This is a genomic window from Tateyamaria omphalii, from assembly GCF_014651375.1.
In the GTDB taxonomy this organism is placed as follows: Bacteria; Pseudomonadota; Alphaproteobacteria; order Rhodobacterales; family Rhodobacteraceae; genus Tateyamaria; species Tateyamaria omphalii.
The window spans coordinates 84,736-111,140 of record NZ_BMWT01000006.1 but is presented as its reverse complement, the minus strand read 5'-3'; the positions used below and the strand labels follow the sequence as shown (position 1 = coordinate 111,140).

The window sequence follows — 26,405 nt, the reverse complement described above, 5'->3', positions numbered from 1 at the left end:
TTCAGTGAGCAAAAAAGCGTATATAAAGAAGTGCGGTCATCGCACTCCGCGACAGGCAAATCACATCTCGCCGGGTAAGATACCGGTTTTTAAGCGGGAAATCGCGAATTTCCGGTCGATTAATGTTGCCTGAGCATGCCGGAATGCCATCTATCTTGAAGGATAGATTCGAAATAAGCTTACTGGGCCCGACTTGTCACTTTTCTTTATCGTTGCACTACCCTTTCTGGGCGCGCTGCTCCCCGGACTAATGAATGCAGCAGGCCGCGCAGCCTGTGCTGGCGTGACATTCACGGTGTCTTTGGCCGCGTTTATCGGATTGCTGACCAACCTGCCGCAGGTTTTGCGCGGAGAGCTGGTGACAGCGCGCGTCAACTGGATGCCAGAGCTTGGCCTGAATTTCACGCTCATGCTCGACGGATTGGGCTTTTTCTTTGCGCTGCTGATCCTCGGCATCGGCCTGCTGATCATCGCCTATGCGCGCCACTACCTCAGCCGCGACGACAACATGGGCGAGTTCTTTACCTACCTGTTGCTGTTCCAGGGCGCGATGGTCGGGATCGTGCTCAGCGACAACATCCTGCTGCTGCTGGTGTTCTGGGAACTGACTTCGCTGTCGTCCTTCCTGCTGATCGGGTATTGGAAACACCTGCCCGCAGGTCGACAAGGCGCGCGCATGGCACTGACAGTGACCGGCATGGGCGGCCTTTCCATGATCGCAGGCATGTTGATGCTGGGCCAGATCGCGGGCAGCTATGACCTGAGCGTCATTCTGCAAAATCGCGAGTTGATCCAAGCAGATCCACTGTACCTACCCGCCCTGATCCTGATCCTTTTGGGCTGTTTCACGAAGTCTGCGCAGTTCCCGTTCCATTTCTGGCTGCCCCATGCGATGGCGGCACCTACGCCCGTGTCGGCTTATCTACACTCGGCCACCATGGTGAAGGCCGGTATCTTCCTCATGGCACGCATGTGGCCGGTGTTGTCAGGCACACCAGAATGGTTTGTCATCGTCACGACCGCCGGTCTTGTCACAATGGTCCTCGGCGCGGTCATCGCGCTGTTCAAGCATGACCTCAAGGCGCTTCTAGCGTTCTCAACCGTAAGCCACCTTGGTTTGATCACTATGCTGCTGGGCACCGGCACCGCGTTTGGCGCAATGGCGGCTGTGTTCCACATCCTGAACCACGCCACATTCAAGGCAGCACTTTTCATGTCGGCGGGCATCGTCGATCACGAGGCACATACGCGCGACATTCGACGCTTGGGCGGGTTGCGGACATTGATGCCTGTGACCTTCGTGATCGCCACACTCGCCGCGCTCTCGATGGCAGGCATCCCGCTGCTGAACGGGTTCTTGTCGAAAGAAATGATGCTGGAGGAAGCCACACACACCGTGTTGTTCAACAGCCCGTTGTTGGTGCCTGTGCTGGCGACCATCGGCTCAGTGTTCTCGGCCGCATATTGTTTCCGCCTGATCGGGCACACCTTCCTGGGCAAAGTGCGTGACGACTATCCCTCCAAACCCCATGACCCGAACCCCGGCATGTGGTTGCCCCCCGCCATTCTGGTTGTGCTGGTTGTGGTGATCGGCGTCGCGCCGTTCTTGGCCGAGCCTTTTGTGAAGACTGTGACGGCATCCCTGCTGGGCGAGGCCGGGGAAGTCCCCAAGGCATACTTCAAGATCTGGCACGGCCTGGTGCCTGCGCTGTTCATGTCGATTGCGGCGGTGGTTGGCGGCCTGCTCCTCATGGTTATCTTCAAGCCACTGTCCAACGCATGGGAGGCCGCACCGCGCCCTGAGGCGAAAGTCATTTTCGAAGGAATCGTGGAAGCAGCGGCGTCGGCCGCCCGGGCCCTCACTCACAGCCTGCACAATGGCGCGTTCAGCCGGTACGCGATGATTTCCTTCGTTGCGATCGTCGCCATCGGCTACCACGCATGGGCGACCGGCACGATTGGGGACGCAACCCGCGCCATGCAAGTGGCAGGGCCCGTTCCCATCGCAGGCTGGGCGATGCTGGTGGCAGCCACCGGCGGACTTGTCTTCCTGCACCGCAACCGGTTCCTAGCCCTCATCCTGATCGGGATCGTGGGGTTGATGGTGTCAGTCGGGTTCGTTTTCCTCAGCGCACCAGACCTTGCCATGACCCAGTTCACGGTTGAGGTGGTGACAATCATCCTGCTTCTGCTGGCCCTGAACTTCCTGCCCAAGACCACACCCCACGAAAGCACCGTTCTACGCCGCGTGCGCGACACGGGCGTGGCGATTGCCGGTGGGCTTGCCGCCTTTGCGCTCGCCTATCACTACATGCTGCGGGACGCGGTGGCGACGCCCATCTCCGAATTCCACTTGGCCAATTCCTACAAGGGTGGTGGCGGCACCAACGTTGTGAACGTAATCCTGGTCGATTTCCGGGGCTTCGATACCTATGGTGAGATCATCGTTTTGGGGATCGCAGCCCTCCTCATCTATGCCCTGACCGAAACCTTGCTGAATGGCCCGGTGCGCGCGCGCCTTTTGAACCGCATTCCAGATCAGCCACGCGCAGGTGACATGCACCCGATGATGATGGTCGTGCTGACGCGCGTCATCATGCCGGTTGTGCTGCTGGTTGGTTTCTACATTTTCCTGCGCGGCCATAACGAACCCGGCGGCGGCTTTATCGCTGGCCTCGTCGTCTCCATCGGCGTCGTCATGCAGTACATGGCAAGTGGCTTCACATGGACCTCCGCCCGGCTGAAATACCCCTACCACGGAGTGATTGGCGCGGGCGTTCTGGTGGCTGGCTTCACCGGCATCGGGTCGTGGTTCGTGACCAAACCCTTCCTGACATCGGACTTCACCTATGTCCGCATCCCGCCCTTCGACAAATTCGAGCTGGCCACAGCCGCCCTGTTCGATGTGGGCGTGTTCCTCGCCGTCGTTGGGGCCGTCATGCTGTCACTCGAAAGCTTCTCGCGGCTGGCGCGGCGTGCAAATGCAGATGAAAGCGAACACCCGATGGACATCAATCCGGCCCGCGCCGAAGGATCATCCGATCTGATTGAGCCTGTGAAGGAGGGTGGCTGACATGGAATTGCTTGTTGCCTCCGCCATCGGCGTGATGACTGCCGGTGGTATCTACCTCGTGCTGCGGCTCAGAACCTTTCCGGTGATCCTCGGCATCTCGCTTTTGACCTATGCCGTGAACGTGTTCCTGTTCTCGTCCGGGCGTCTGACCATTGGCGCGCCTCCGGTGCTGAGTGACGACGTCACCACCTACACAGACCCGCTACCACAGGCGCTGGTGCTGACCGCGATCGTGATCTCGTTCGGGATGACGGCCGTGGCCGTGATGATCGGCCTTGGTGCTTTCCTTGGGTCTGATGACGATCATATCGATGATCAGCCGGAGCCGAGCGAGACGGAGGGCCAGCCATGACCCACTGGATCGTTGCCCCCATCATCCTGCCCGCCCTTCTGGCCCCGCTGATCGTTCTAGCGGCGCGGTATCACATTGGCATTCAGCGGGTCTTTTCCGTTGCGGGTGTGGTCGCTCTGATCGGCCTTGCCGCCGGGCTTGCCTGGCAGGTTTCGGACGGGTCCGTCATCTACTATCGCTTGGGCGACTGGGCCGCACCGTTCGGTATTGTCATCGTCGGCGACCGGCTGTCGACGCTGATGATCCTGCTCACCTCGGTGCTGGCGCTCTTTGTGCTGCTCTATGCCATCGGGTCGGGATGGGATGATCGCGGGCGACATTTCCACGCGCTGTTCCAATTCCAGCTTATGGGGATATTGGGAGCCTTCCTGACGGGCGACCTGTTCAACCTGTTTGTCTTCTTCGAGGTACTGCTGATCGCGTCGTATGGCCTGATGATCCATGCCGGAGGCAATGCGCGGCTGCGGGCAGGCATACAATACGTACTGTTCAACCTGATCGGCTCGACCCTGTTCCTGTTCGCGCTTGGTGCCATCTATGCCGAAACCGGCACGCTCAACATGGCGGACCTGGCAGAACGTGTGCGCCTGATCGCGCCGGAAGAAACCGTGGGCATCCGTGTGGCCGCCGTTCTGCTGCTGCTGGTCTTTGCCATCAAGGCCGCGCTGGTGCCGCTGCATTTCTGGCTCCCCTCCAGCTATGCCGAGGCCCCCGCCCCAGTTGCAGCCCTCTTCGCCATCATGACCAAGGTTGGCGCATACGCCATCATCCGGGTCTACACGATGATCTTCCCACCGGACCTCGAAGTCACATCGGGCTTGCATGATGTCTGGCTGCTGCCTGCCGCGCTGGTGTCGCTGGCCATCGGGATGGTCGGCGTTCTGGCGGCACGCAAACTCGACCGCCTTGTTGCGTTCTCGGTCATCGGGTCGATGGGAATGGTCATGGTTGCCATTTCTCTGTTCAGTCCCGCGGGCATAGCGGCAGCACTGTACTACATCGTGCACTCCACCTTCGCTGGCGCCGTTCTGTTCCTGGTTTCGGACCTTGTTCGGACCGGGCGGGGCAATGTGGACCTGACACCCCAAGCGCCCATGATCGGCACGGTTGTCACGGCAGGCATGTTCTTTGCCGGGGCCATCGCGATGGCCGGTCTGCCGCCCCTGTCCGGCTTTCTGGGCAAGCTACTGGTGCTGGACGCCGCCTTTGACAACGACATGATGGTTTGGGTCTGGGCCATTGTACTCTCGTCCAGCCTGATCAGCATCCTGGGCTTTGCCCGGGCCGGCAGCATCGTGTTCTGGAAAGCGCACAGTGTTGAGCCGCCCGAAGAACCTGTGCCCGATACCCGCAATCCCGCCACGATGTCCTACGTCGCCGTGGGTGGCCTGTTCACACTGCTGACCCTGCACACGGTTTTTGCCGGGCAGGTCCACGGCTACACGACAACCATCGCCGCGCAACTCTTTGCACCCGATGCCTATGTCTCGACCGTGCTGGACACCCCCGGCAAGCTCAGCAAACCGCAGGAGGGCTATTGATATGGGACGTGCCATTCGCTGGATTCTCCCGCATCCGTCGCTGACGCTGGTTTTGGCCCTTGTTTGGACGCTGCTTCAGAACGAAGTCAGTGCCGGGATGGTCGTCTTCGGCATCATCCTTGGCATCATCATCCCGCGCATCACCGCCATATGGTGGCCCGGCACGCCCAAGGGGTTCCGGCTGGGCCGGATGCTCTCGTACACGATGTTGGTCATCCGCGACATCATCGTCGCCAATATCGAGGTGGCGTGGATTGTTCTGACCGTTCCGAACGAAAAGCTGAAACCGGCTTGGGTTTCCGTGCCGCTGGACCTGAAACAGCCAGAAGCGATCACCATTCTGGCAGGCACGATCACGCTGACCCCCGGCACCGTCTCTGCGGACCTGTCGAACGAAGGCAGCTGCCTTCTCGTGCACATCCTGCACACCGACGACCCCGACGCCGTTCGAGATGAGATCAAGAACCGATACGAGCGCCGTTTGAAGGAGATCTTCGCATGACCCTCGCAACCAGCTTGTTTGATATCGCGCTTTCGATTGCGCTTGTCGTGCTTGCCATTGGTCAGGTGTTGTCGATGGTGCGTCTGGTGATTGGCCCCACGGGCGGTGACCGCGTACTGGCCCTGGACACGATGGTCATCAACGCCCTTGGCCTTGTTGTTGTGGTTGGCATCCATCAAGGGGTCGGCGTGTATTTCGAAGTGGCCTTGCTTGTGGCCATGCTGGGCTTTGTATCGACGGTTGCACTGGCCCGTTTCGTATTGCGGGGGGACATCATCGAATGACTTTGGAAGCCCTCGCAATCATTGGCGCAGCCATTTCGCTTCTGATCGGGTCGATCTTTGTACTGGTCGGCGTCATCGGTCTGTTGAAATTCAACGACCCGATGACGCGCCTTCACGCGCCGACCAAGGTCGGGACGCTTGGCATCGGCATGTTGCTTTTGGCTTCGATCCTGACCGCCGCCGCATCAGGAGATCCGTCAATGCACGAGCTGCTGATCATGGCCTTCCTGTTTGTGACAGCACCGGTGTCAGCGCATTTCCTGGCCAAGGTCAGCATCCACACCCGTGAATGCATGACACCACCCAAACCAACGGAAGACGACATGTGGTCCACTCTGGATTCTCCGGATCACACGAACGAAGAGACACCGGAAACCAAGTAGACACGCAATTGTTCCAAGATCGACCGAGCGGCAGATGCATAACCAATGTCGCTCAGGCCGCTGTGCGGTAGACTTGCGATACCACACCATTGGCGAGACCCTCAGCAGACACAAGGCTCAGGTCTCGCGGCGGCTGCGCCCCTTCAAACAAACGTTTTCCGCCGCCAACCAGAACGGGGAACGTCCATAGCCTGAACTCATCCACCAAGCCGTGTTTGACGAGGGTCTGGATCAATTGCGCACTGCCGTGCACCTGAATCAGGGGACCGTCCTGCGACTTAAGGCGCGCTATCTCGGGGGCGACGTCGCCCGTCACAACCTCGGAGTTCTCCCAATCCGTCCCCAATGGCGAAGAAGTTGCAACGAACTTCCGAGCACTGTTCAACCGCTCGTTGGCTTTTGATTTAGGGGCATTCGGCCAGTGACCGGCGAACAAATCGTAGGTCTTCCGGCCAAACAAGACATCATACGGCTTCGACATGGCCGTCTCTTCCACATGCGGCATGACCCTTTCCCAATAGGGCGCGGCCCATCCGCCCCGGTCAAAGCCGCCCGAACGATCTTCGTCGGCCATGCTGGGCGCTTGCATCACCCCATCAACCGTCACGAAAGCAATGATAGCAAGCTCACGCATATCAGTTGTCCACGTGGGCTTGCGATTTTGCCAACGCAGCAAGCTTGTCGAATGCCTGGTTCCAGCCACCTGCGCCCGCTGTCCCCTCCTCTACACCGACATGCACAATGGTCATCCGTGTTTTGTCACCCACCTGCGTCAACTCAACGATCACTTCGGTGATGTCTGGAAAGCCGTCCGGCATACCCATGCTTTGCGGCGGGATGATATTGCCCGCCTCGTCACACATGCTTTCGGTGTAGACAAGGCGACGCGGTTCTGTCACCTCCTTGTATACCCCTGTGAACCACATCGACATGGACCGCTCTGGCGTTTCCATCGCCATGCAAACCTTGCGCGTACCACCAACCGTAACGTCCATTTCGGCCGTGGGCACGGACATGCCGTTGGGTCCGTACCACCGCTTGAACAGCTCTGGCACAGTCCACATCTGCCACACCAATTCCAAAGGCGCATCAAACTCGCGCTCAATGCGTACCCAGTTTTCTGTGTCACTCATGATGATTGATCCTTCATCTCGTCCAGTAGTTTTCCCATCACGTCAAAGCGGGCTTCCCATATGGGGCGGTACTTTTCCGTCCAGTCCGCGATGTCCTGAATGGGCTTGGGATTGAGCGTGCAAGGACGAAACTGCGCGTCCTTCTCACGCTTAATCAATCCGGCATTCTCAAGAACGCGAATGTGCTTCGACACTGCTGGCAACGACATATCGAACGGCTCCGCCAAGGCGTTCACCGTAGTCGTACCTTGTGCAAGTCGCGCCAGGATCTCCCGCCGGGCAGGGTGCGCCAGGGCAGAAAAAACTGCATCCAATGTGTCATCTTGTGTCATAGCCTCCCTTAATAAACCATGTAGTTAATTAATCAACTGGTTTATTAACGGCCAGCTACGGCTATCGAAATTCGACAGCTCCTTCGTGCCGCTCAAGCCTCCGAAGACTGCCGTCGCAGTTTGACCCCTGCGTGTCGTGAAAGCACTGGACAGAGCTGTCCAGTGTTTCGCACCCTGCTGGCAATCAACAGTGAGTCGACGGGGACGGAACATGAATTCGCAATACCGGGTTGTCGTGATTGGTGGCGGTGTGGTGGGGGCTTCGGTCCTGTATCACTTGGCAAAAATGGGATGGACCGACGTAGCCCTGATCGAACGGTCAGTCCTCACCGCCGGGTCAAGCTGGCACGCAGCAGGCGGCATTCACGCGCTGAATGCCGACCCGAACATGGCCGCGCTCCAGGCCTACACCATCGACCTGCTGTCAGAGATCGAGGAAGAAAGCGGCCAGAACATCGGGTTGCACATGACAGGCGGCCTGACGCTTGCGGGCACGCCTGAACGCTGGGAATGGCTGCAATCGGCCTACCGCGTCTTCCAATCCATCGGGATCGAAGATTGCGAGTTGCTGACGCCACAACAGGCGCAAGAACGCTGCCCCATCATGTCCACAGACGGCGTGCTGGGGGCCATGTGGGCCGACCGCGAAGGGTATGTGGACACGACAGGCACCGTGCATGCCTATGCCACAGCGGCCAAGAAACGGGGCGCATCGGTCTTCGAACACACCAAGGTTGAGGCGCTGGAGCAGGTCCATGACGGCTGGATCGTCAAGACCGACAAGGGCGACATCCGCTGCGAACACGTGGTCAACGCCGCAGGCCTCTGGGCCAAGCAGGTGGGTCGCATGGCGGGCGTCGAATTGCCGGTCTCCCCGCTCAAACATCACTACCTGATCACCGACCAGATCCCCGAAGTCGCCGCGCACGACTTTGAAATGCCCATGACCGTGGACCTCGAAGGCTTCACCTATATGCGCCAAGACCAGAAGGGCATTCTGATCGGCATATACGAGATCGAACATCAACACTGGGCCATGGACGGCGCGCCGTGGAACTACGGGATGGAGCTGTTCCAGGAAGACCTCGACCGGATCGAGAACGAGCTGATGCTGGGCTTTGCCCGTTACCCATCCGCTGAAAACGTCGGAATCAAGACCTGGGTCAACGGTGCCTTCACCTTCTCGCCCGATGGCAACCCACTGGTCGGGCCAGTGCCGGGCAAACGCGGCTACTGGTCTGCCTGCGCCGTCATGGCTGGCTTCCTGCAGGGCGGCGGCGTGGGCAAATCGCTGGCCGAATGGATGATCGAGGGCGAGCCCGAGGCTGATGTCTACTGCATGGACGTCGCCCGCTATGGCAAATTCGCTGAGAACAAGCAGTACATCAAGGAAACCACGGGCCAGTTCTATTCGCGGCGGTTCGTGATGTCCTATCCAAACGAGCAACTGCCCGCAGGCCGTCCGCTCAAGATGGCCCCGGCGCATGATGCGATGACGGCTGCCGGCTGCCGCTGGGGATCAAGCTGGGATTTGGAAACACCGCTCTACTTCGCGCCGTCTGAGGATTTTGAGGAGAACCTGACCCTCAAACGCTCAAACGCCTTCGACATTGTAGGCGCTGAATGCCGGAACGTGCGCGAGAATGTCGGCATGGTCGACATCACCGGCTTTTCCCGGTTCGAGGTGACAGGCCCAAATGCCGAGGTTTGGCTCAATAACGTCATGGCCTCCAAACTGCCTGCCCCCAGCCGCGCCAAACTGGCGCCAATGCTGGGCGAAGACGGACGGTTGAAAGGTGACCTCACCGTCCTGAATTGGGGTGATGGCACATGGTGGATCATGGGCTCGTACTACCTGCGCGCTTGGCACATGCGCTGGCTCGACGACCACATGATCGACGGCGTGCAGGTGCGCGATCTGGGCGAGGAGATGTGCGGCTTTGGCCTAACCGGCCCCAATTCCCGCAAGGTGATCAAAAAGCTGTGCCATCAGGACATTGGCGCGCTCAAGTTCATGGGCTGCGGCGACTTCGATGTTGGCATGATCCGGGCCAAGGTGGCGCGCATGTCTATCGCGGGTGAGCTGGGATACGAAATCAACTGCCGCTACGGCGACCACATCAAGCTGCGCCGGATGCTGCTGGACGCAGGCGAGGAGTTCGGCCTTCAAGAATACGGCTTCAACGCCATGCTGTCGCTGCGGCTGGAAAAATCCTTTGGCATCTGGTCGGCCGAATTCACCCAAGGCTACACCCCCGGCATGACCGGCATGGACCGCTGGATCGACTGGGATAAAGAGTTCGTGGGCAAGGCCGCCGCCGTGGCCGAGCGTGACGGAAACGGCCCCGCGCAAAAGCTGGTCACCCTTGAAATCGATGCCGATGATGCGGATGCCAGCGGGTACGAACCCGTATGGAGCGGCGACAAGCGCGTAGGGTTCGTTACCTCGGGTGGCTACGGGCACACGGTACAAAAATCACTCGCAATTGCGCTGGTCGACACTGACGCAGCAGCCGGAGGCACGAACCTAAAGGTCCACGTCGTCGGCGTGGAACGATCCGCCAAGGTGATCGCCCCCTCCCCCTACGATCCGACAGGCAAGGCGATGCGGGGATGACCGACCTCCCCCGCCGTCGCCGCGGTCGCGGTGCGCCCCCACAAAAGGCACGCACCACCAACTACCGCACCCTGCGCAACCCGTTCCCTCCGATGAACGTGTTCTCGGACGATCGGATCGCGGCCATGCACGAGGCAGCGCTGGATGTGCTGGAACGGCTGGGGATCAAGGTGCTGCAGCCCGAAGCACGGGCGCAGTTCAAAGCAGGCGGCGCGCGGGTCGATGAGAGCTTGGAAATGGTGCATATCGGGCGCGAGATGGTCGAGGCGGCACTCAACACCGCACCCAAATCCTTCCCCCTGATTGCAGGCAATCCCGACCGCAATCTGGTGATGGAACTCGGCTCCATGATTTTTCAGCCTGGCGCGGGCTGTCCCCATGCCACCGATCTGGAACGGGGCCGCCGCCCCGGCACCGAACAGGACTTTCGCGAGCTGATCACACTGACCCAGCACTACGACGTGCTGCACATGATCCCACCACTGGTCGAGCCGCAAGACGTGCCGATCCACCTGCGCCACTACGCCATGACGACGGGGCAGATGGAGCTGACCGACAAGCTGCCCTTCATCTTCTCGCGCGGCACCGGTCAGGTCGAAGAATCCTTCGAAATGCTGCGCGACTTCCGTGGTCTGTCGGATGCGGCCTTCGCCGCCAACTCGCACTGCTACACGATCATCAATACCAACTCTCCCCGGCAACTGGACATCCCCATGGCGCTCGGCATCATGGACTTCGCCCGCCACGGCCAGATGGCGATTATCACGCCCTTTACGCTGATGGGCGCCATGGCACCGATCACGGTGGCGGGCGCGATGACGCTCAGCCATGCCGAGGCTCTTGCCGCCATCACACTTGGCCAGTTGGTCAACCCCGGCGCGCCGGTCTGCTACGGCACCTTCACGTCAAACGTGGACATGAAATCAGGTGCACCGGTCTTTGGCACGCCCGAACACTTCAAGGCATCGCTCGCAGCCGGGCAGCTGGCCCGACATATCGGCCTGCCATGGCGCTGCGCCTCCGGATCAGCCGCCAACCTGGGCGACGTGCAGGCCGCCAACGAAACGCAATTCGGCACATGGGGCTGTTTGTTGGCCGGCGCCACCGTCACGCTGCACGCCGCCGGTTGGCTCGAAGGTGGTTTGACGATCTCTTACGAAAAGCTGGTCACGGATGTTGAGGTCTTGCAAATGGTGGCCGAGCTTTGCGCCGCAACCCCCGCTGACGAGGCCGAGATCGCCATGGATGCGCTCGAGGAAGTACAACCCGGCGGCCACTTCTTTGGGGCCAGCCACACGATGGAACGCTACGCGACCGAGTTCTATGAACCTGTGGTCGCGGATTTCGCCAATTTCGGCACGTGGGAAGAACGCGGCAGCGTGGATGCCACAACCCGCGCAACGGACATCTGGAAAGGCATCCTGCGCGACTTCACCCCACCCGCCGCCAACGGTGACCGGATGGAAGCCTTGCACAAATACATCGCAGACCGAACAGCCGCGGGCGGCTGTGCCCCCACAAGCTGATGTCAGAGCCGCTCCTCCACCGCGACGATCCGGCCAAGGGCCCGCTGGTCGGCAACATCAAGGTCACGCGCCAGGACTGGCTGAACGCAGCCCTCTCTGTCCTCAAACAAGGCGGGGTCGAAGCCGTGAAAGTGGCTGAGCTGGCCGGGCAAATGGGTGTCTCAAGGTCCAGTTTCTACTGGTACTTCAAAAACCGCACCGACCTGCTGAACGCCCTGCTCGAGCACTGGGAGCGCACCAATACGGCCGCCATGGTTGCACAGGCAAACGCGCCCGCCGACACCATCACCGAAGCCTGCTGCAACGTCTTTCGCTGCAACATCAACACCGCGCTTTTCGACAACCGGCTCGATTTTGCCATCCGGGACTGGGCGCGGCGCTCCGACCGGGTCAATGCGGTCCTCAAGGCGGGCGACGACGCACGCATTGCCGCGCTGACACACATGTTTCTGCGGTTCGACTATCCCGAACTGGAAGCAAAAGCGCGCGCGCGGGTCATCTATTACATGCAGCTCGGCTACGACGACGCCAACCTTGGCGAAACGCTGGACGAACGGCTCGCCATGGTGCCGGGCTACCTCGTCGCTTATACCGGCCACGCCGCATCAGATGCAGAAATCGAAGCCTTCGCCGCCTACGCCCGCAACGTCACCGGCCACACCGGCCCTGCTTGACCTTTCTCCAAAATAGTTATGTCGTATGACAAATACCGGGGAGGGTATCATGCGCACTCAGGTCGTCATCGTCGGCGGTGGACCGTCCGGCCTGTTGCTGGGCCAACTGCTCTACAAGGCCGGGATCGAAACGGTCGTTCTTGAGCGGAAATCGCGCGACTATGTCCTCGGTCGCATCCGCGCAGGCGTGTTGGAACGGGGCTTGGTCGGCCTGATGGGTCAGGCCGGTGTGGACGCCAGGATGAAGGCCGAAGGCTTCGCGCATGACGGCACGCTGATCGCCTATGACAACGACATGTTCCGCGTGGATTTCACCACCCACACCGACGCGACGGTTCTGGTCTACGGACAAACCGAGGTGACGCGCGACCTCTATGATGCACGGGACGCAACCGGCGGCGACACGCGGTTCGAGGTCGAAAATGTCGTGATACACGACGCAGACACCGACGCGCCCTATGTCACCTTCTCCCAACACGGCCAAAACCACCGGATCGACTGCGATTTCGTGGCGGGCTGCGACGGGTTTCACGGCGTCAGCCGCCAGACAATTCCCGAAGCCGTGCGACAGGAGTATGAAAAGGTCTATCCTTTCGGCTGGCTCGGCATCCTGTCTGAAACACCCCCCGTGAACGACGAACTGGTCTACGCCAACTCGGATCGCGGCTTTGCCCTCTGCTCGATGCGGAACGAAAACCTCAGCCGTTATTACATCCAATGCGACACCTCAGACGACCCTTCCAACTGGACCGACGACGCCTTCTGGGACGAGTTGCGCCGCCGCATTCCGCCCCAAGCGGCGGACACTCTGATCACTGGCGCCAGCATCGAGAAATCCATCGCCCCGCTGCGCAGCTTCGTGTGCGAGCCGATGCGCTGGGGTCGCCTGTTCCTGTGCGGCGACGCCGCCCATATCGTACCACCAACCGGGGCCAAGGGTCTCAACACCGCAGCATCCGACGTTCACTATCTGAACCAGGGACTGCGCCAATTCTACGGCGACGGCGACAGTAACGGGATCGACCGCTATTCCGAACGTGCCCTCGCCCGCGTCTGGAAGACCGAACGTTTCAGCTGGTGGTTCTCAACCCTGATGCACCACTTCCCGGGGCAAACCCCCTTCGACAAGAAGATGCAGCTGGCGGAACTCGCCCTTCTGCGTGACAGTCCCGAGGCGCAGGCGGCCATGGCGCTCAACTATGTCGGCCTGCCCTACTGACGTCAAAACGGGCGCCCGCAGACGCCCGTTCCCAACTCAAAACAACCATCAGCGCTTGGTCAGCCTAATGCACGTCATCCGTGGCCAGTTTTGACGCCACCTTGCGCAGCTTTGGTTTCCGGATTTTCTGCCTGAACGTATTGGCCGGAATGAACGCGGCCCCGGCAATGGCGGCAAGCACCATAAACATCCCCAACAACTGAATGCCATTCAGGATTTCAGACAGGAAATACCACGACAGCGCACCTGCAACGATGGGCTGAACCAGCAAGACAAGTGAACTCAGCGACGATGGCAGGTCCTTCAACGCCAACGTTGTCAGCCCCTGACCCAGCATTTGGCCAATCAAGACCAGCACAAGAAGCATCATGATCGTCTGCATGCTTTGCGGCGCTGGGAATCCTTGCATGGCAAACAGCGGCAACAGGAAAACCGTGCTCACGATCGTCACCACCGACATGATGGTTAGTGTGGACAGACCTCGCTTGCGCAGCTCGGTCACACCAACAACGTAACACGCGTAACAAAAGGCCGCCGACAGCGCGAGGACATTGCCCAGAACCTGCGACTGTCCATCCCCCTGCGGCGTGCCGATCAACAAAGCACACCCCGCCAACGCAATGGGCAACATCACCCAAAAGTTCATATCCGGTCTGCTGGTCAATCCGATCAGGCCAAGTATGCCGACAAAGAATGGCGCACAATTGGTCAGCAGAGTCGCGACTGCCACATCCGACAGCCGGATCGCCATATGCATCAGCACAAGATCCAGAGCGAAAATGAACGCCGTCAGCAGGCACAGGACCTTTGTGTTCAGCCGCAGAACCGGCTGCGCCGAGGCCTTGATGTTTTGGGCAAACAAAGCCGCGCCAATCGCGAACAAGGGTGCTGACAGCGCCACACGATAGAACGCCGATGCTTCGGGCGACAGGTCAATGGATTTCACAATCACCGGCGCCACCCCAAGGCAGCTTCCGCCAAGCAGCAGCACCGCAAATGGCAAAGGCGGCAACCGCTTGTAGCTCGTATTCTTTATCATCTCTGCCATTTCAAATCTCCTCGTGTTTGCGTTCAGGACGCCATGGACATGGCCCGCGCCTTGGCCTCTACGCGGTCGACGAATGGGCGTTTTGCGATGATTGCGCGTGTATGGCGGCCACGCAGGATGCACTCTTCCCCATCGTTGGCCACGACGTCGAAGGTCAGCAGTTTACCGTCAACCTCGACCAGTTCAGCCGAGATCTGGACCAGCCAGTCCTTGGGCGTGGGGGCAAGATGGCTCATCTCGTGTTTGAAACCTACGGTCATTTCGTCATCAGACGTGCACCCGTCGATGGCATCCATGCAGGCCAGTTCGGACAGCCAAAGCAGGACAGGGGTTGCAAGAACCGGGACGTCGTTGCGCCAGTTGGTGGCCAGATCGCTGTCGACGACACGGTGGGTGAGAATGCCTTTCAGGCCGGTTTCAAGCTGCATGAGTGTTTCTCCTTTGTTGAAAGACTGCGTCGCTGAGCGATGCGAGTGTTTGATCCACCCGGTCGACAAGCTGTTCCGTCGCCTGCTCAGAGATATTGAATGGGGGTGCCACGATGATGGCGTCACCTCCCAACACCCCGGCAAACCCTGCTGCCGGGTAAATGACCAAACCCCGCTCAAACGCGGTTTGTGTCGCCCGCGCCGCAGTTTTGAAAGCGGGCGGGAATGGGTTGTTCCAGTTTGTCGGATCAACCAGTTCGATACCGATCAGCATGCCCTCGCCACGCACATCGCCAACGATGGTGTGGCCACTGCACACTTTCTTAAGTTTACTTTTCAAGCCTCGGCCATACCATTCGGCGCGTTCCACCAAGCGTTCTTCTTCCAGAACGTCCAGGACTGCATTTCCGACTGCGGCACCAATGGGATGATTGGAATGGGTGTGACCCAGCTCGAACGCCCCGCTGCCATTCGCCATGTGGTCGTACACATCTGCGGACACAAGCACGGCCGAGATCGGGAAATAGCCAGCGTTCAGGCCCTTGCCCAGACACACGATGTCGGCTTTGACCCCGAAATGCTCCATCGCAAGCCAATTGCCCGTGCGGCCCAGACCGGTCAGCACCTCGTCCGCAATCAACAACACATCGTATTGATCGCACAGGGCGCGCACCCTTTGCATATACTCTTTGGGGGGGACGATGGCCGCGCCCGATGCGCCAATGATCGGCTCAAGGATGAAGGCGGCGATGTTGTCCTGACCCAGTTGCTGTACTTCGCGCTCAAGTTCATTGGCGCAAGCAACGCCATACGCCGCCAGGGTATCATTCTTCGGGGCGCGGAACGGATAGGGCGTGGGTTGCGTGGGCTCTCCATACAGCGGGCCTGCAGACCGGCGTCTCGGCCAATGGCCGGACAGGCTGAGTGATCCGATGGTTGATCCGTGGTAACTCAGGCGGCGGCTCAGGATGCGCGTCTTGGTGCCCTGTCCACGCTCGCGCCAATACTGTTGCGCTGAACGCATCGCGGTTTCGACGGCTTCCGACCCGCTGTTGACGAAGAAACTGGCCGCATATCCCAACCGCTCGCACAGTCGTGCCGACAGTCGCTCAATCTCGGGGTTGGTGAATTGTGTCCGGTACACAAAGCTGGTCTGTTGGCACGCCTCCGACATCGCCTGAACAACGGTTGGATGGGCGTGGCCAATCGAACAGGCGATGGATCCGGACGCACCATCGATCCAACTGTTTCCGTCCCGGTCAAAAATGTGACTGCCTTCGCAGCGGGCGGCGGCGACGTAGTCCGAGTTGATTTGCGGAGTGATCAGTGACATTTCAAATTCTCCTCAATTCCAGCGCAGAACAGCGGCGCCGGCGGTGAAACCCGCACCGGCAGCCGCAAAGAAAACAAGATCGTCTTTTTTGACCCGACCGTTTTCGATGGACTCATGCAGAATGATCGGAATTGTCGCGCCCGCTGTATTGGCATATCGATCCATATTCAGGCAGAATTTCTCGAAACCAATTCCGGTTTTTTCGGAAATCTTCTGTAACAGATTGATGGAAGGCTGGTGCGGAACGACAACGTCAATATCCTCAACGGCCAGCCCATTTCGCGCCAATACACGTTCTGCGCATTGCGGAATGGCAGTCAGCGCCGCTTTCAGAACATCACCTGCTTTCATCGAAAAGGTCGTTTGATCCGGATAGACCGTGAACGCATCAGCTTCCTGACCGTTCGAATACAGCTCGGCGTCGAAAACGGCGTCCCGCTGCGGGCTGGCTTCAAGGATCGCGGCTCCGGCACCATCGCCAAAGAACACCGCATCCATGCGCGACCAGTCAGTGATCCGCGAGAACGTATCCGCGCCAACCACCATGGCCCGCTTGGCTTGCCCGCTTCTCAGAAAGCTGGAGGCCACTGTCATGGCATACAGGAAACCGGAACACACCGCGCTGACATCGAAGGAGATCGCGTTGTGCAAGCCCGCTTTTTGCTGGACGAAACAAGCGGTTGCGGGGGCCTGGCGATCAGGCGTTGCCGTCGCCACGATCAACAGATCGATGCTTTCACCCGAAATCCCCGCCTGTTTCAGCGCATTCCGCGCAGCGGCAGCGGCCAGGTCGGACGTCATGACATCCGGTTGAGACACACGACGTTCGGTGATGCCCAGTTTTCGGTTGACCCAGGCGCAATCGAGGTCGGTATTGTACTTGGTGCGGATATCGTCGTTGGTCAGCACATTTTCCGGCACGTCCATTCCCGTGCCAATGACCCGAATACATGTCTGGGTCAGCGCAAAACTCTTATGTTCGATTAGGCTCATCGTTCGTGGCTCCCTGTCTTGTAGAATTTTTGAATGATCAAAAACTGTGTTGGTCGTACCCTCACCATGTCGAACAGGGCGACGCTTGGGAAACGAGCAATGTAAATGCAGGGGATAAGCGTCACTCATGCCAAGTTTTAGGTTTTACTTTTCAACGCCCTAGAAGGATTCTCATCTGATTCCCGAACTAAAAAAATCGTGCGGGATTGCACGGGCAAAGCAACGCTTTCACATGCCAGCCCCGTTCTTCACAACAGCGCCAGACCTCGACTTGTCGCCCCGTGCCTTGTTACAGTGCATACAGCCAAGAATTACGCGATTTTCCGCGCACACCTTTCGTTGACTTCTTTAGAGGGCGACATAACTCTAGGTAGAAATCCATGGGGCAGTTGGCAAAAACTGCATCGTTGCGATAAAGCCAGTTGATCCTACCGGATCGAAAGACAACGACAGGATAAAGTTTGCGCATATTTGCGCTCAGAGATTTTTCAAAGCGCGCGGAGATTTAGACGAATGAGCCTGGTGAATATTGACATTGATCTTCTCCGCACATTGATCGTCGTCGCAGATACAGGAAATTTCACAAAGGCAGGAGAGCGGTTGCTGCGCACGCAATCGGCGATCAGCCTGCAAATCAAGCGGCTCGAAGAGTTCGTCGGCGAACGCCTCGTTAACCGCGAAAACGACATGCAACTTACGGCAGCAGGTGAAATGGTACGCTCTTATGCCATTGATATCCTGAACTTAAATGACCAACTGGTCAGCTCGCTTGAAACTGCGTCGAACAACCGCGTTATCAAGATTGGAACACCCGACGACTATGCGCAACTGTTTCTGCCCAGCGTGATCCGTGAGTACTCGAAGATCAACGGCAATGTGGAATTCCAGGTCATCTCGGATCTGTCCATAAACCTGGCACGTATGGTGCAAGATGGCGAAATTGACCTTGCGCTGATCACGCGCACTGGCGACATGCACGGCATCAATCTCACAGCCGAACCGTTGTGCTGGGTTGCGAAATACGGCTACGAACCGGACAACGATCCAATCCCGCTCGCTTTGTTCCCCGAAGGATGTGAAGTCAGACGGCTTGCCACATCCAGCCTGAACAAATCCGGCCTGAAGTGGAATATCGTTTGTTCGTCCAACCAATTGGCCCCTATTTTCGCAATGATTTCAACAGGAAGCGCAATTGGCGTTCTACCTTCACGCGCCGTACCGAAGGATTTCATCAGGATTGGAAACGAATTCGGCCTGCCCCATTTGCCGAATGCGGACCTTCTGTTGAAACTAGCCCCTCAAGCTGACGCCCTGACACAAAACGTTGGCAAGGCAATCGCACACAGCTTCGGGCCGCATTAACATTCACCTCAAAATCTGTATCGGTCCGGTTACAGGCGACTCTATTTGATTCGCTTTTCGCAAATGTTGTGGAATTATATTAAGCTTACACGGCCAACCATTTCGTGAACTCAACGGGTGAATTTCAACTACTCATTTCACAAAGACAGAAAAAACAACTCCACTGGACCTGCAAAAAGCCCATGGAGGAAGTTCAATGTCAGTTTGCAGAAACGCGCACCAAGAAGAGTTGTTCAACACCTATGCAACACTAGGACGATCCGTCGCGAAGGCGGCGACCCAAAACGACGCCGACGCCACACTGGATCACGACAGCTGGCAAACAATAAGTGACGAAGGCATCTGGCGGATCGCGGTGCCGACGGAACTTGGTGGCCTTGGTGGATCATGGAAAGACGTCATCGCCGCGCTCGAAGGTCTGTCAACAACAGCAGAAGACCTTGGCTTCCTGGTCACGACGCTTGGACATCTGGGCTCGATCAAGGTTCTCCTCGACGAAGGAACACCCCGGCAAAAGGCACGCTGGCTGCCCAGATTGCTGGAAGGAGTCATCGGTGTCACCGCGATGACCGAGGAAACTGGCGGTTCGGACCTGTCACGCATGCAACTGGCGGCACGTCAGAACGGCAACGGCTTCATCATGAGCGGCAAAAAGGTCCACATTACCAACGCACCCGTTGCCCAACTTGGCATGATTGCCGGTCGTATTCCGGCACTGGGCAAGAAAAAGGACATCACCTTGTTCTTTGTTGACCTCGAAGGCCCCAGCGTCCGCATTGGCGAAATCGAGGACAACCTGGGTATCCGGACAAGTCCCACCGCGTCCATCGAATTTGACGACGTTCCCCTGACACTCGAAAACATCATCGGCCAGCCGGGTGATGGTTTGCGTGTCCTCTACGATATCATCGCGTTTGAACGCGCGCTCTATGGTGCAATGGCCGCTGGCTTGATCGAAAACCATATCATGCGGACATACACGCGCGTGACCGAGCGGCACGCTTTCGGCAAACCGCTATCGGTCAATCAATATGTGCAGGGTCGTCTGACTGACATGAAAATGGGTGCTATCGTGTGCCGCACCCTGACCTATGCCGCCTTCGAAGAGTTGGACAAAGGGATTCCGACCGCCTCCATCCTGTGTTCCGCCACCAAGTATTTCGCGGGCGAAAACCTGTTGATGTCTGCGGAAAACATGGTGCAGCTATTTGGGCACGTGGGATACGGCAACAATGAAATTAGCAGGATGTTGCGCGATGCCTTGGGTATGCGGATTGCCGGTGGCACCAGCGACATCCAGCGGATCAACATCTTCAATCAGATGACGCGACTGCAGGCGACAATGCCAGTCGAATACGATGACATACCTGACCCACTTGTCATGCAGGAAGACATGAAAATCCCTGCCTGAATCCACCCAAGGATGCATTGAGAGGGAGGGCATGGTCCTCTCTCTCACATCCTTTGGCGGCATAGCCTTTCGCTGATTGCAAGTTCAGCCTTGCACGACAAAAGCTGCTTTGTTGACAGGCGCCGCCGCTTGCGTTTGTTTGGGCAAATTCACCGTTTTACATCACCTGAAATGCCATGCAGCCTGACAATCGGACCGCGTCGGCGCAGGCACGGAACGAAGCGCCGCCTGCCTTCGCGGCCAGTTTGCCGGAGTTTTGGTTAATTTCAACAAAACCAAACGCACGCAGAGCCAAGCCCCTGATGTTATTGGCAATTCAGAAAACCATTGGGATGCCGTTACTGCGCCAAACATGGTGTCCCCGCGGGGACACATCAGTCAAACAGGCTCCGCAATCCCTTTTTCACTTCGTCTTCCAGCTTCTGTTTGGCCGCATCTTCAAGGTCCTGGCCCTCATCGGTAACGCCCAGCTCCTTGGTGACTTTTTCGCGCAACTTTTCCTTCGCCCGGGCTTCGATCCTGGCTTTCTCTGCCTCGAGTTTTTCATCCAGTTTCAGGTCAATGGCCGAGTCCAGATCAGGCAGAATGCTGGGGTCCGCCCAAGGCCCCCGAATGCGCACGGGGATCGCTAGGTCGGGACCATCATCGCCCTTCAGTGCCGTCGGTGTGAACAGGTAGTCGATGTCCTGCTGGCCCAGTCCAACCCGGCCTGCACCGCGCGCCTCGAAGCTGCGCAGCACGACAAGCAAGTCATCGTTCAGAAGGTTGCCACCCTCCATCCGAAAGCTGGCGCTCATGTCTTCGAACACCGTTGTCCGGCCATTGCCGCGGCCAAATTTCAAAAGACCATCAAGGTCCAGCCCTTCGATTGTGCCACCCGCCACATTGAATGACCCATTGCCCGAAAGGGACTTCATGATCGCGTCCACATTGGACCCGACACCAAGGAATTTCACCTGCGCATTGGCCTTGCCGGTTAACATCTCAAGGTCCGCCGCGTCTCGCAGGAAGGGTTGCAGGCCAAGGCCCCGCGCCGTCAGGTTCCCGCCCACGCTCAGACCCGAACGGTTGTTGACCACGAACTCGCCCACCAAGGTGCCGTTGTAGGCGGCGACCTCGCGCAGTTCGAACACCATACGACTGTTGTCATTGCGCAAAAGGGTGCGGGTTGGCCCCAGCTTGAATTGTCCAAGATCGATGGACGACGCGGACAGCGCAATCTCACCATTGAAACCCGCCAGCCCACTGGCATCGATTGAATCCGTCGGCCAACCGGTCCCTACATCGGAAGCGGAGGACGACGAGCCGCCACTGTCACCACCACTCTCCCCGCCGGTTGCGCTGCTCAGGTCCAGCGCCCCGGCATTCAGCTGGGCGTTAATCGTTGGCGTCCCGTTCAGACTGATATCAGCAGCACCAGTCAACACATTGCCAATGAGGTCCGCGCGAAGATCGCGTAGTGAAAGGCGCCGATCGGCAGTGAGGGTGAGCTGAGTCGACATCTCGACCGACTCCCCCAGTTTTGCCGGCAGACCGGGGCGCGGCAACGCCAAGGCTGCCATAAACGCATCGGTGTCCGGCAGGTTCAGCCCAAGCGTGCCCGCAACCTCCCCGGCGGTGCTGGCGCGTCCATCCAGGGTCAAAAGCCCTCCACCTGCTTCGATGGATGCTTTGACCGGCTGCACTTGCCCCGCGATGAAGCCCGCGAACCCGTCAATGGTGGCATCGACCTCAACCGGTGTCCCCGAGGGGCGCAGGGTTGCGTCGATGGTGGCCGCGCCCAGTCGCTTGGGCCAGTCAAGAAACAGGTCTACGCCTGAATATGAAAGCGTTTCCGACCCTTCTGCCGCATAGACCAGTGTGGCGTCCGTGATCTGCAGCTTCTGGATCGACAAGGGCTGGGCGTCGCGCGTGGGCGCCGTCTCTGTTTCAATCTGTGCTTCACCGCTGGCATCCGTAAACACCCAGCTCGCTCGCCCGTCGGCACGGCTTTCGAGCCGGATGGTGGGGCGCGTTGCCTCGATATTGGTGATGCGGATCTCGCGGTCGCGAATATAGGCCATCAGGTCCACGCCAATCGCAGCATTCTCGGCCGTGAGCATGGGGCCCTGCTGGGACCATTCTGCGTTGCCAACCTCAAGCCCATCCGCCCGCACACCCAGCACCGGCCAAAGGGTCATGGACACCCCGGTGATGGTCACGTCACGTCCGGTCGCCTTGCGAATCTGGTCAGCGGCTATGATCCCGATGCGATCTGCAGGCAGAAAGAAGAGCGACACCCCGGCCACAAGTACAAGAACCAGGACAAACCCGATCAGGCGTAAAATCCATTTCATGACGACTGCTCCGTTCTGACGACGTGTTGAGACCAGCGTAACGCAGCGAACGCATAGCACCCAACCCTTTTCCCGAGCCACCACATCACATATGAGGCAAGCCATGAGCACGAACCCGCCTGACCTGCGCCCCGACCTTGCCCCCAAAGCCACGCTGGATGGCACACGCCGCCCCGGCCAGCCCACGATTGGGATGGTCAGCCTCGGCTGCCCCAAGGCATTGGTCGACAGTGAACGCATCCTGACCCGTTTGCGGGCCGAGGGGTACGGCGTCTCTCCCGACTATGCCGGTGCGGATGCGGTGATCGTAAACACCTGCGGCTTTTTGGACAGTGCCAAGGCCGAAAGCCTTGAGGCCATTGGCGAGGCGCTGGACGAGAACGGACGCGTGATCGTCACAGGATGCCTGGGCGCGGAACCTGAATACATCACCGGCGCGCATCCCAAGGTGCTGGCCGTGACCGGCCCGCATCAATACGAACAAGTGCTGGACGCCGTGCATGCTGCCGTCCCGCCGGACCCGGACCCCTTTGTCGACCTGCTGCCCGCGCGCAGCGTCAGCCTGACCCCGCGCCATTTCAGTTACCTCAAGATTTCGGAGGGCTGTAACCACAAGTGCAAGTTCTGCATCATCCCCGACATGCGTGGACGCCTTGCCTCGCGCCCAGCCCATGCCGTTGTGCGGGAGGCGGAAAAGCTGGTCGAGGCCGGGGTGAAGGAACTGCTGGTCATCTCTCAGGACACGTCGGCCTATGGTGTGGACATCAAACATGCAGAAGACCGTGGGCACCGCGCCCATATCACCGACCTCGCCCGTGATCTTGGGTCGCTGGGGGGGTGGTTGCGGTTGCACTACGTCTATCCCTACCCCCACGTGCGCGAGCTGATCCCGCTGATGGCGGAGGGGCTGATCCTGCCCTATCTCGACATTCCGTTCCAGCATGCCCACACGGACACGCTGCGCCGCATGGCGCGGCCTGCTGCTGCGGAACGCACGCTGGACCGGATCGCTGAATGGCGGTCGATCTGTCCAGACATCACGCTGAGGTCCACATTCATCGTGGGTTATCCCGGTGAAACGGAAGAGGAATTCCAGACGCTGCTGGACTGGATGGACGAGGCGCAACTGGATCGCGTGGGCTGTTTTCAATACGAAAACGTGGAAGGTGCGCGGTCAAACGCCCTGCCCGATCACGTGGCCCCTGAGGTCAAGCAGCAGCGGTGGGAGCGGTTCATGGAGAAGGCCGCCGCCATCTCAGAAGCCAAGCTGGCAGCAAAGGTGGGCCTGCACGTCGACGTGATCGTGGACGAAGTGGACGACGAAGCCGCAACCTGCCGGACCAAAGCAGATGCGCCCGAGATCGACGGCAACCTGTTCATTGACGAGGGGTTCGAGGACTTGACACCGGGCGATATCGTCACCGTCGAGGTGGACGAAGCTGGTGACTACGACCTTTGGGGCAAGCTGGTCTAGGGCGGATCAAGATCCGCCTTACACTTTATGCGTAAGGCGGAGGTGTCCTCCGCCCGTCTCAGCCCGCGCTGGCGCATCGGGATGCGCCTTACCAGACTTGTAAAATTTGATGTATGTTCTATATTTGTTCTCCACCTAGCGAAAGCAAGGAGAACAGATATGTCGATCCATCCCACCCTTCCCGGCCTGTTCGAACCGGTGCAGACGGCCCTGCCCCTTGATGCGCAGCCTGCCACGGAAAGGCAGATTGCCTATGCCCGCACCTTGGCTGCAAAGACAGGCCGACCTTTGCCTGCAGCGCTCTTCCGTGATCAGGCCGGATTGTCGTCGTGGATCGATCAGGCCAAGCCCAAAGCCCCCGGAGGTCGGTTTTCAGCTTATCCCAGTGCCAAACAGGTGCAGTTTGCCGAACGCATCGCTCGCCTAAAACGCCGCCAGATCCCGGCAGAGTGTTTCAAGGACAAGGTGATGATGTCGCGCTGGATCGACGGGAACAAACCGCGGTGAGTGCGGCGCTTTGTCTGTAGAGCCGCCCGCGTGCGGCTCTATAATTCAGTCATGACCGACGATACCAGAGTGCTTTACAACGCGGACTGCCCTGTCTGCAGCTTTGAGATTGACCACTATGCCAAGTATAGTGGGGACCGCGCCCTGCCGATCCGCTTTGAAGATTTGAATTGCATCGACATGTCGGATTGGGGGCTGAGCCGAGACGAGGCGGCGCGCCGCTTGTACGTTTTGCGGAATGGCGAACTGACATCAGGCGTCCCAGCTTTTATCGTGCTGTGGCAGGATATGCCGCGCTATCGATGGCTTGCACGGATCGTGTCCCTGCCCGGCATCCATTGGTTGGCCTCCAAGGCGTATGACCATGTGTTGGCACCGCTGATCTACCGATGGCATCTGCGCCGCCTGGCGGCAGCAACGTCAACTGAATCGTGAGGGTTTGTGCCTAGACTGTGAACATCTCTCAGGTCAGGTTGCCCAAATGCCGTACCCGTATTCTGTTCGTGAAACCCTTGCTGATGCGTCTGTTCACATCCTTGGCCTGACGGCCGGGATCACGGCAAGTGCCATGCTGTTGGTCCATGTTGTGCAAACCCAAGGGGCGGCACAGATTGCGGCGACCAGCATCTATACCGGCCTTGCGGTCTTTGCCCTTGTGGCGTCCGCCGCCTACCACCTGTTGCCTTGGGAGCGGTCGCGCCCGGTGTTTCACCGGATTGATCACGCCGCCATCTACCTCAAGATCGCAGGCACCTACACGCCGCTGGTTTTTCTTATCGGCTCTGCATTTTCCTATGTAGTATTGGGTGCTGTCTGGCTGGTGGCTCTGATCGGAGCCATTGCCAAGCTGAGCTTTTGGGCCACGGATGCGCGCGGATCGCTGGCCCTGTACCTGGCGATGGGCTGGGCAAGCGTGCTGTTGATTTGGCCGATGTGGCAAAACCTGCCCGGTGCCTCGACCGCGCTGATCGTGGCAGGCGGGGGGCTGTATTCGCTGGGTACCGTGTTTTATGCGCAAAAGTCGCTGCGCTTTCAGAACGCCATCTGGCACAGCTTTGTGCTGGCCGCCTCTGCCTGCTTTTTCGGAGCTGTGGCCTTAGGCGTGTCAGTCTGAACGACGCGCCAAATCGGCAAAGGCTTCGGCGTTGCGGCAGAAGTCTGGCGTCTCAGACACTTGCCCCGGCTGCGTCTTAAGCCATTGCGCACACACATCAGGCTTGGTGCACCCCACACAACGCAATACGAGGTCCGAGATGTCGGAGGGTGTGAGATGCGCGCGCAGGGCGGCTTCTTGCAGGTCGACACCGCGGGCAGCGGCCATGCGGTCGACAAGATCGGCGTGGGTCTTCAATCGGGCGTCAGTCATCGGGCGTCCCTTTCGACGAGATCCTTGGATACGTACAGCTTGATGGACGCCGTGCGGAAAGTCCTTGATCCAGATCAAAGCTGGTCGAGATAGGCGCGCACGCAGCTTTGCACGTGGCGAAATCGGTCGCCGCCCAGGTGTTTGCCGCCATACCAGCGGGTGACCACAACCAGGTGGTCGGTCAGCCCCTTGCGTTCCAGCATACGCAGGATCACCATGCCTGCGCCCGCATCTCCGTCATCGCCCTTGATCGGGCCACCGTCAGACAGGGCGGCACCCCACGTATTGTGCGTGGCCTTCGCATAGGCGCGGTCGCGTCTGAGGACTTTGAGTGCCGCGTCAATGTCGGCCCGCGACGTGACCGCACAGCCCGACACCGCGTATTTGGACCCACGATCCGTCAAGATGTGCCCGAGCTGCTTCAAGGTCGGGTTTCCCAGACCCGACAGACGGGTCCGCATGTGCTAGCCAAGCTGCATTGATTGATTGAAGACATTTTGAACCGGGGTTT

General features: G+C 59.1%; 26 protein-coding genes. 16 read left to right on the top strand and 10 right to left on the bottom strand.

Translation table 11 applies throughout. The features are described 5' to 3' along the window. The first annotated feature begins 193 nt into the window (after positions 1-193). From IE087_RS18995 to IE087_RS18970, 6 genes are read left to right on the top strand one after another with little or no spacing between them, the layout of a single operon-like run. Entirely contained in the window at positions 194-3,073 is a 2,880-nt protein-coding gene (locus tag IE087_RS18995) for a monovalent cation/H+ antiporter subunit A (RefSeq protein WP_189370965.1), read from the top strand. Between the two features lies 1 nt (position 3,074). Continuing rightward, entirely contained in the window at positions 3,075-3,425 is a 351-nt protein-coding gene (locus IE087_RS18990; RefSeq protein WP_189370964.1) for a Na+/H+ antiporter subunit C, read from the top strand. Then, on the top strand, positions 3,422-4,966 hold the full coding sequence (locus IE087_RS18985) for a monovalent cation/H+ antiporter subunit D (RefSeq protein ID WP_189370963.1): 1,545 nt from the start codon (positions 3,422-3,424) through the stop codon (positions 4,964-4,966). The genes IE087_RS18990 and IE087_RS18985 overlap by 4 nt, the downstream gene beginning before the upstream one ends. Before the next feature lies 1 nt (position 4,967). Continuing rightward, positions 4,968-5,468 carry a Na+/H+ antiporter subunit E gene (locus IE087_RS18980; protein WP_189370962.1) on the top strand — a complete coding sequence of 167 codons (501 nt, stop codon included), beginning with the start codon at positions 4,968-4,970 and terminating at the stop codon, positions 5,466-5,468. Beyond that, positions 5,465-5,752 (top strand): K+/H+ antiporter subunit F, encoded by a 288-nt coding sequence (locus IE087_RS18975; RefSeq protein ID WP_189370961.1) that lies wholly within the window; start codon positions 5,465-5,467, stop codon positions 5,750-5,752. The genes IE087_RS18980 and IE087_RS18975 overlap by 4 nt, the downstream gene beginning before the upstream one ends. Next, on the top strand, positions 5,749-6,135 hold the full coding sequence (locus tag IE087_RS18970; protein ID WP_189370960.1) for a Na+/H+ antiporter subunit G: 387 nt from the start codon (positions 5,749-5,751) through the stop codon (positions 6,133-6,135). Before IE087_RS18975 ends, IE087_RS18970 begins: the two co-directional genes overlap by 4 nt. Before the next feature lie 52 nt (positions 6,136-6,187). Here the strand turns inward: IE087_RS18970 and IE087_RS18965 are convergent, their stop codons facing one another. Genes IE087_RS18965 through IE087_RS18955 form a run of 3 tightly spaced genes read right to left on the bottom strand, consistent with a single transcriptional unit; the run spans position 6,188 to position 7,600 of the window. Further along, a complete protein-coding gene (locus IE087_RS18965; protein WP_189370959.1) occupies positions 6,188-6,769 on the bottom strand; it encodes a dihydrofolate reductase family protein in 582 nt (193 codons plus the stop codon). Between the two features lies 1 nt (position 6,770). Further along, positions 6,771-7,268, bottom strand: coding sequence for an SRPBCC family protein (locus tag IE087_RS18960; RefSeq protein ID WP_189370958.1), 498 nt, complete (start codon positions 7,266-7,268; stop codon positions 6,771-6,773). After that, positions 7,265-7,600: an ArsR/SmtB family transcription factor gene (locus IE087_RS18955; protein ID WP_189370957.1), complete on the bottom strand. Its 336-nt coding sequence runs from the start codon at positions 7,598-7,600 to the stop codon at positions 7,265-7,267. The genes IE087_RS18960 and IE087_RS18955 overlap by 4 nt, the downstream gene beginning before the upstream one ends. Positions 7,601-7,811: 211 nt before the next feature. On the opposite strand from IE087_RS18955, the gene IE087_RS18950 reads away from it, so the two are divergent. From IE087_RS18950 to pobA, 4 genes are read left to right on the top strand one after another with little or no spacing between them, the layout of a single operon-like run. Beyond that, positions 7,812-10,217, top strand: coding sequence for a GcvT family protein (locus tag IE087_RS18950; RefSeq protein ID WP_189370956.1), 2,406 nt, complete (start codon positions 7,812-7,814; stop codon positions 10,215-10,217). Then, the gene (locus tag IE087_RS18945) at positions 10,214-11,743 is read left to right on the top strand and encodes a trimethylamine methyltransferase family protein (RefSeq protein WP_189370955.1); all 1,530 of its coding nucleotides are present in this window, start codon (positions 10,214-10,216) and stop codon (positions 11,741-11,743) included. The genes IE087_RS18950 and IE087_RS18945 overlap by 4 nt, the downstream gene beginning before the upstream one ends. Next, on the top strand, positions 11,740-12,417 hold the full coding sequence (locus IE087_RS18940) for a TetR/AcrR family transcriptional regulator (RefSeq protein ID WP_189371098.1): 678 nt from the start codon (positions 11,740-11,742) through the stop codon (positions 12,415-12,417). The genes IE087_RS18945 and IE087_RS18940 overlap by 4 nt, the downstream gene beginning before the upstream one ends. A 49-nt stretch (positions 12,418-12,466) precedes the next feature. Further along, positions 12,467-13,636 (top strand): 4-hydroxybenzoate 3-monooxygenase, encoded by a 1,170-nt coding sequence (gene pobA / locus IE087_RS18935; protein WP_189370954.1) that lies wholly within the window; start codon positions 12,467-12,469, stop codon positions 13,634-13,636. Between the two features lie 64 nt (positions 13,637-13,700). On the opposite strand, the gene IE087_RS18930 is transcribed toward pobA, so the two are convergent. From IE087_RS18930 to IE087_RS18915, 4 genes are read right to left on the bottom strand one after another with little or no spacing between them, the layout of a single operon-like run. Next, positions 13,701-14,684 carry a DMT family transporter gene (locus IE087_RS18930; protein ID WP_189370953.1) on the bottom strand — a complete coding sequence of 328 codons (984 nt, stop codon included), beginning with the start codon at positions 14,682-14,684 and terminating at the stop codon, positions 13,701-13,703. A gap of 23 nt (positions 14,685-14,707) precedes the next feature. Beyond that, positions 14,708-15,112, bottom strand: coding sequence for a thioesterase family protein (locus IE087_RS18925; protein WP_189370952.1), 405 nt, complete (start codon positions 15,110-15,112; stop codon positions 14,708-14,710). Further along, on the bottom strand, positions 15,102-16,445 hold the full coding sequence (locus IE087_RS18920; RefSeq protein WP_189370951.1) for an aminotransferase class III-fold pyridoxal phosphate-dependent enzyme: 1,344 nt from the start codon (positions 16,443-16,445) through the stop codon (positions 15,102-15,104). Before IE087_RS18920 ends, IE087_RS18925 begins: the two co-directional genes overlap by 11 nt. A 12-nt stretch (positions 16,446-16,457) precedes the next feature. Then, positions 16,458-17,438, bottom strand: coding sequence for a 3-oxoacyl-ACP synthase III family protein (locus tag IE087_RS18915; protein ID WP_189370950.1), 981 nt, complete (start codon positions 17,436-17,438; stop codon positions 16,458-16,460). A 513-nt stretch (positions 17,439-17,951) separates the two neighbouring features. On the opposite strand from IE087_RS18915, the gene IE087_RS18910 reads away from it, so the two are divergent. Then, a complete protein-coding gene (locus tag IE087_RS18910) occupies positions 17,952-18,800 on the top strand; it encodes a LysR substrate-binding domain-containing protein (RefSeq protein ID WP_189370949.1) in 849 nt (282 codons plus the stop codon). A 196-nt stretch (positions 18,801-18,996) separates the two neighbouring features. Further along, on the top strand, positions 18,997-20,211 hold the full coding sequence (locus tag IE087_RS18905; protein WP_189370948.1) for an acyl-CoA dehydrogenase family protein: 1,215 nt from the start codon (positions 18,997-18,999) through the stop codon (positions 20,209-20,211). A gap of 374 nt (positions 20,212-20,585) precedes the next feature. Here the strand turns inward: IE087_RS18905 and IE087_RS18900 are convergent, their stop codons facing one another. After that, positions 20,586-22,547, bottom strand: coding sequence for an AsmA family protein (locus IE087_RS18900; RefSeq protein ID WP_189370947.1), 1,962 nt, complete (start codon positions 22,545-22,547; stop codon positions 20,586-20,588). A 103-nt stretch (positions 22,548-22,650) separates the two neighbouring features. Between IE087_RS18900 and rimO the strand changes: the two genes are divergently transcribed. The 4 genes from rimO (at position 22,651) to trhA (ending at position 25,642) form a co-directional block, all read left to right on the top strand. Beyond that, the gene (gene rimO, locus IE087_RS18895) at positions 22,651-24,021 is read left to right on the top strand and encodes a 30S ribosomal protein S12 methylthiotransferase RimO (RefSeq protein ID WP_189370946.1); all 1,371 of its coding nucleotides are present in this window, start codon (positions 22,651-22,653) and stop codon (positions 24,019-24,021) included. Positions 24,022-24,180: 159 nt separating this feature from the next. Beyond that, on the top strand, positions 24,181-24,528 hold the full coding sequence (locus tag IE087_RS18890) for a hypothetical protein (RefSeq protein WP_229801461.1): 348 nt from the start codon (positions 24,181-24,183) through the stop codon (positions 24,526-24,528). A gap of 51 nt (positions 24,529-24,579) precedes the next feature. Further along, entirely contained in the window at positions 24,580-24,963 is a 384-nt protein-coding gene (locus IE087_RS18885; RefSeq protein ID WP_189370945.1) for a thiol-disulfide oxidoreductase DCC family protein, read from the top strand. Between the two features lie 46 nt (positions 24,964-25,009). Beyond that, complete coding sequence (gene trhA, locus IE087_RS18880) at positions 25,010-25,642, top strand: PAQR family membrane homeostasis protein TrhA (RefSeq protein WP_189370944.1); 633 nt, start codon at positions 25,010-25,012, stop codon at positions 25,640-25,642. Here trhA and IE087_RS18875 read toward each other — a convergent pair. Both IE087_RS18875 and IE087_RS18870 read right to left on the bottom strand, forming a co-directional pair. After that, complete coding sequence (locus IE087_RS18875; RefSeq protein ID WP_189370943.1) at positions 25,634-25,894, bottom strand: DUF6455 family protein; 261 nt, start codon at positions 25,892-25,894, stop codon at positions 25,634-25,636. The two genes, trhA and IE087_RS18875, sit on opposite strands and share 9 nt — an antisense overlap. A 74-nt stretch (positions 25,895-25,968) precedes the next feature. Further along, positions 25,969-26,355, bottom strand: a complete 387-nt coding sequence (locus IE087_RS18870; protein WP_229801460.1) for a YigZ family protein — start codon at positions 26,353-26,355, stop codon at positions 25,969-25,971. Between the last annotated feature and the right edge of the window lie 50 nt (positions 26,356-26,405).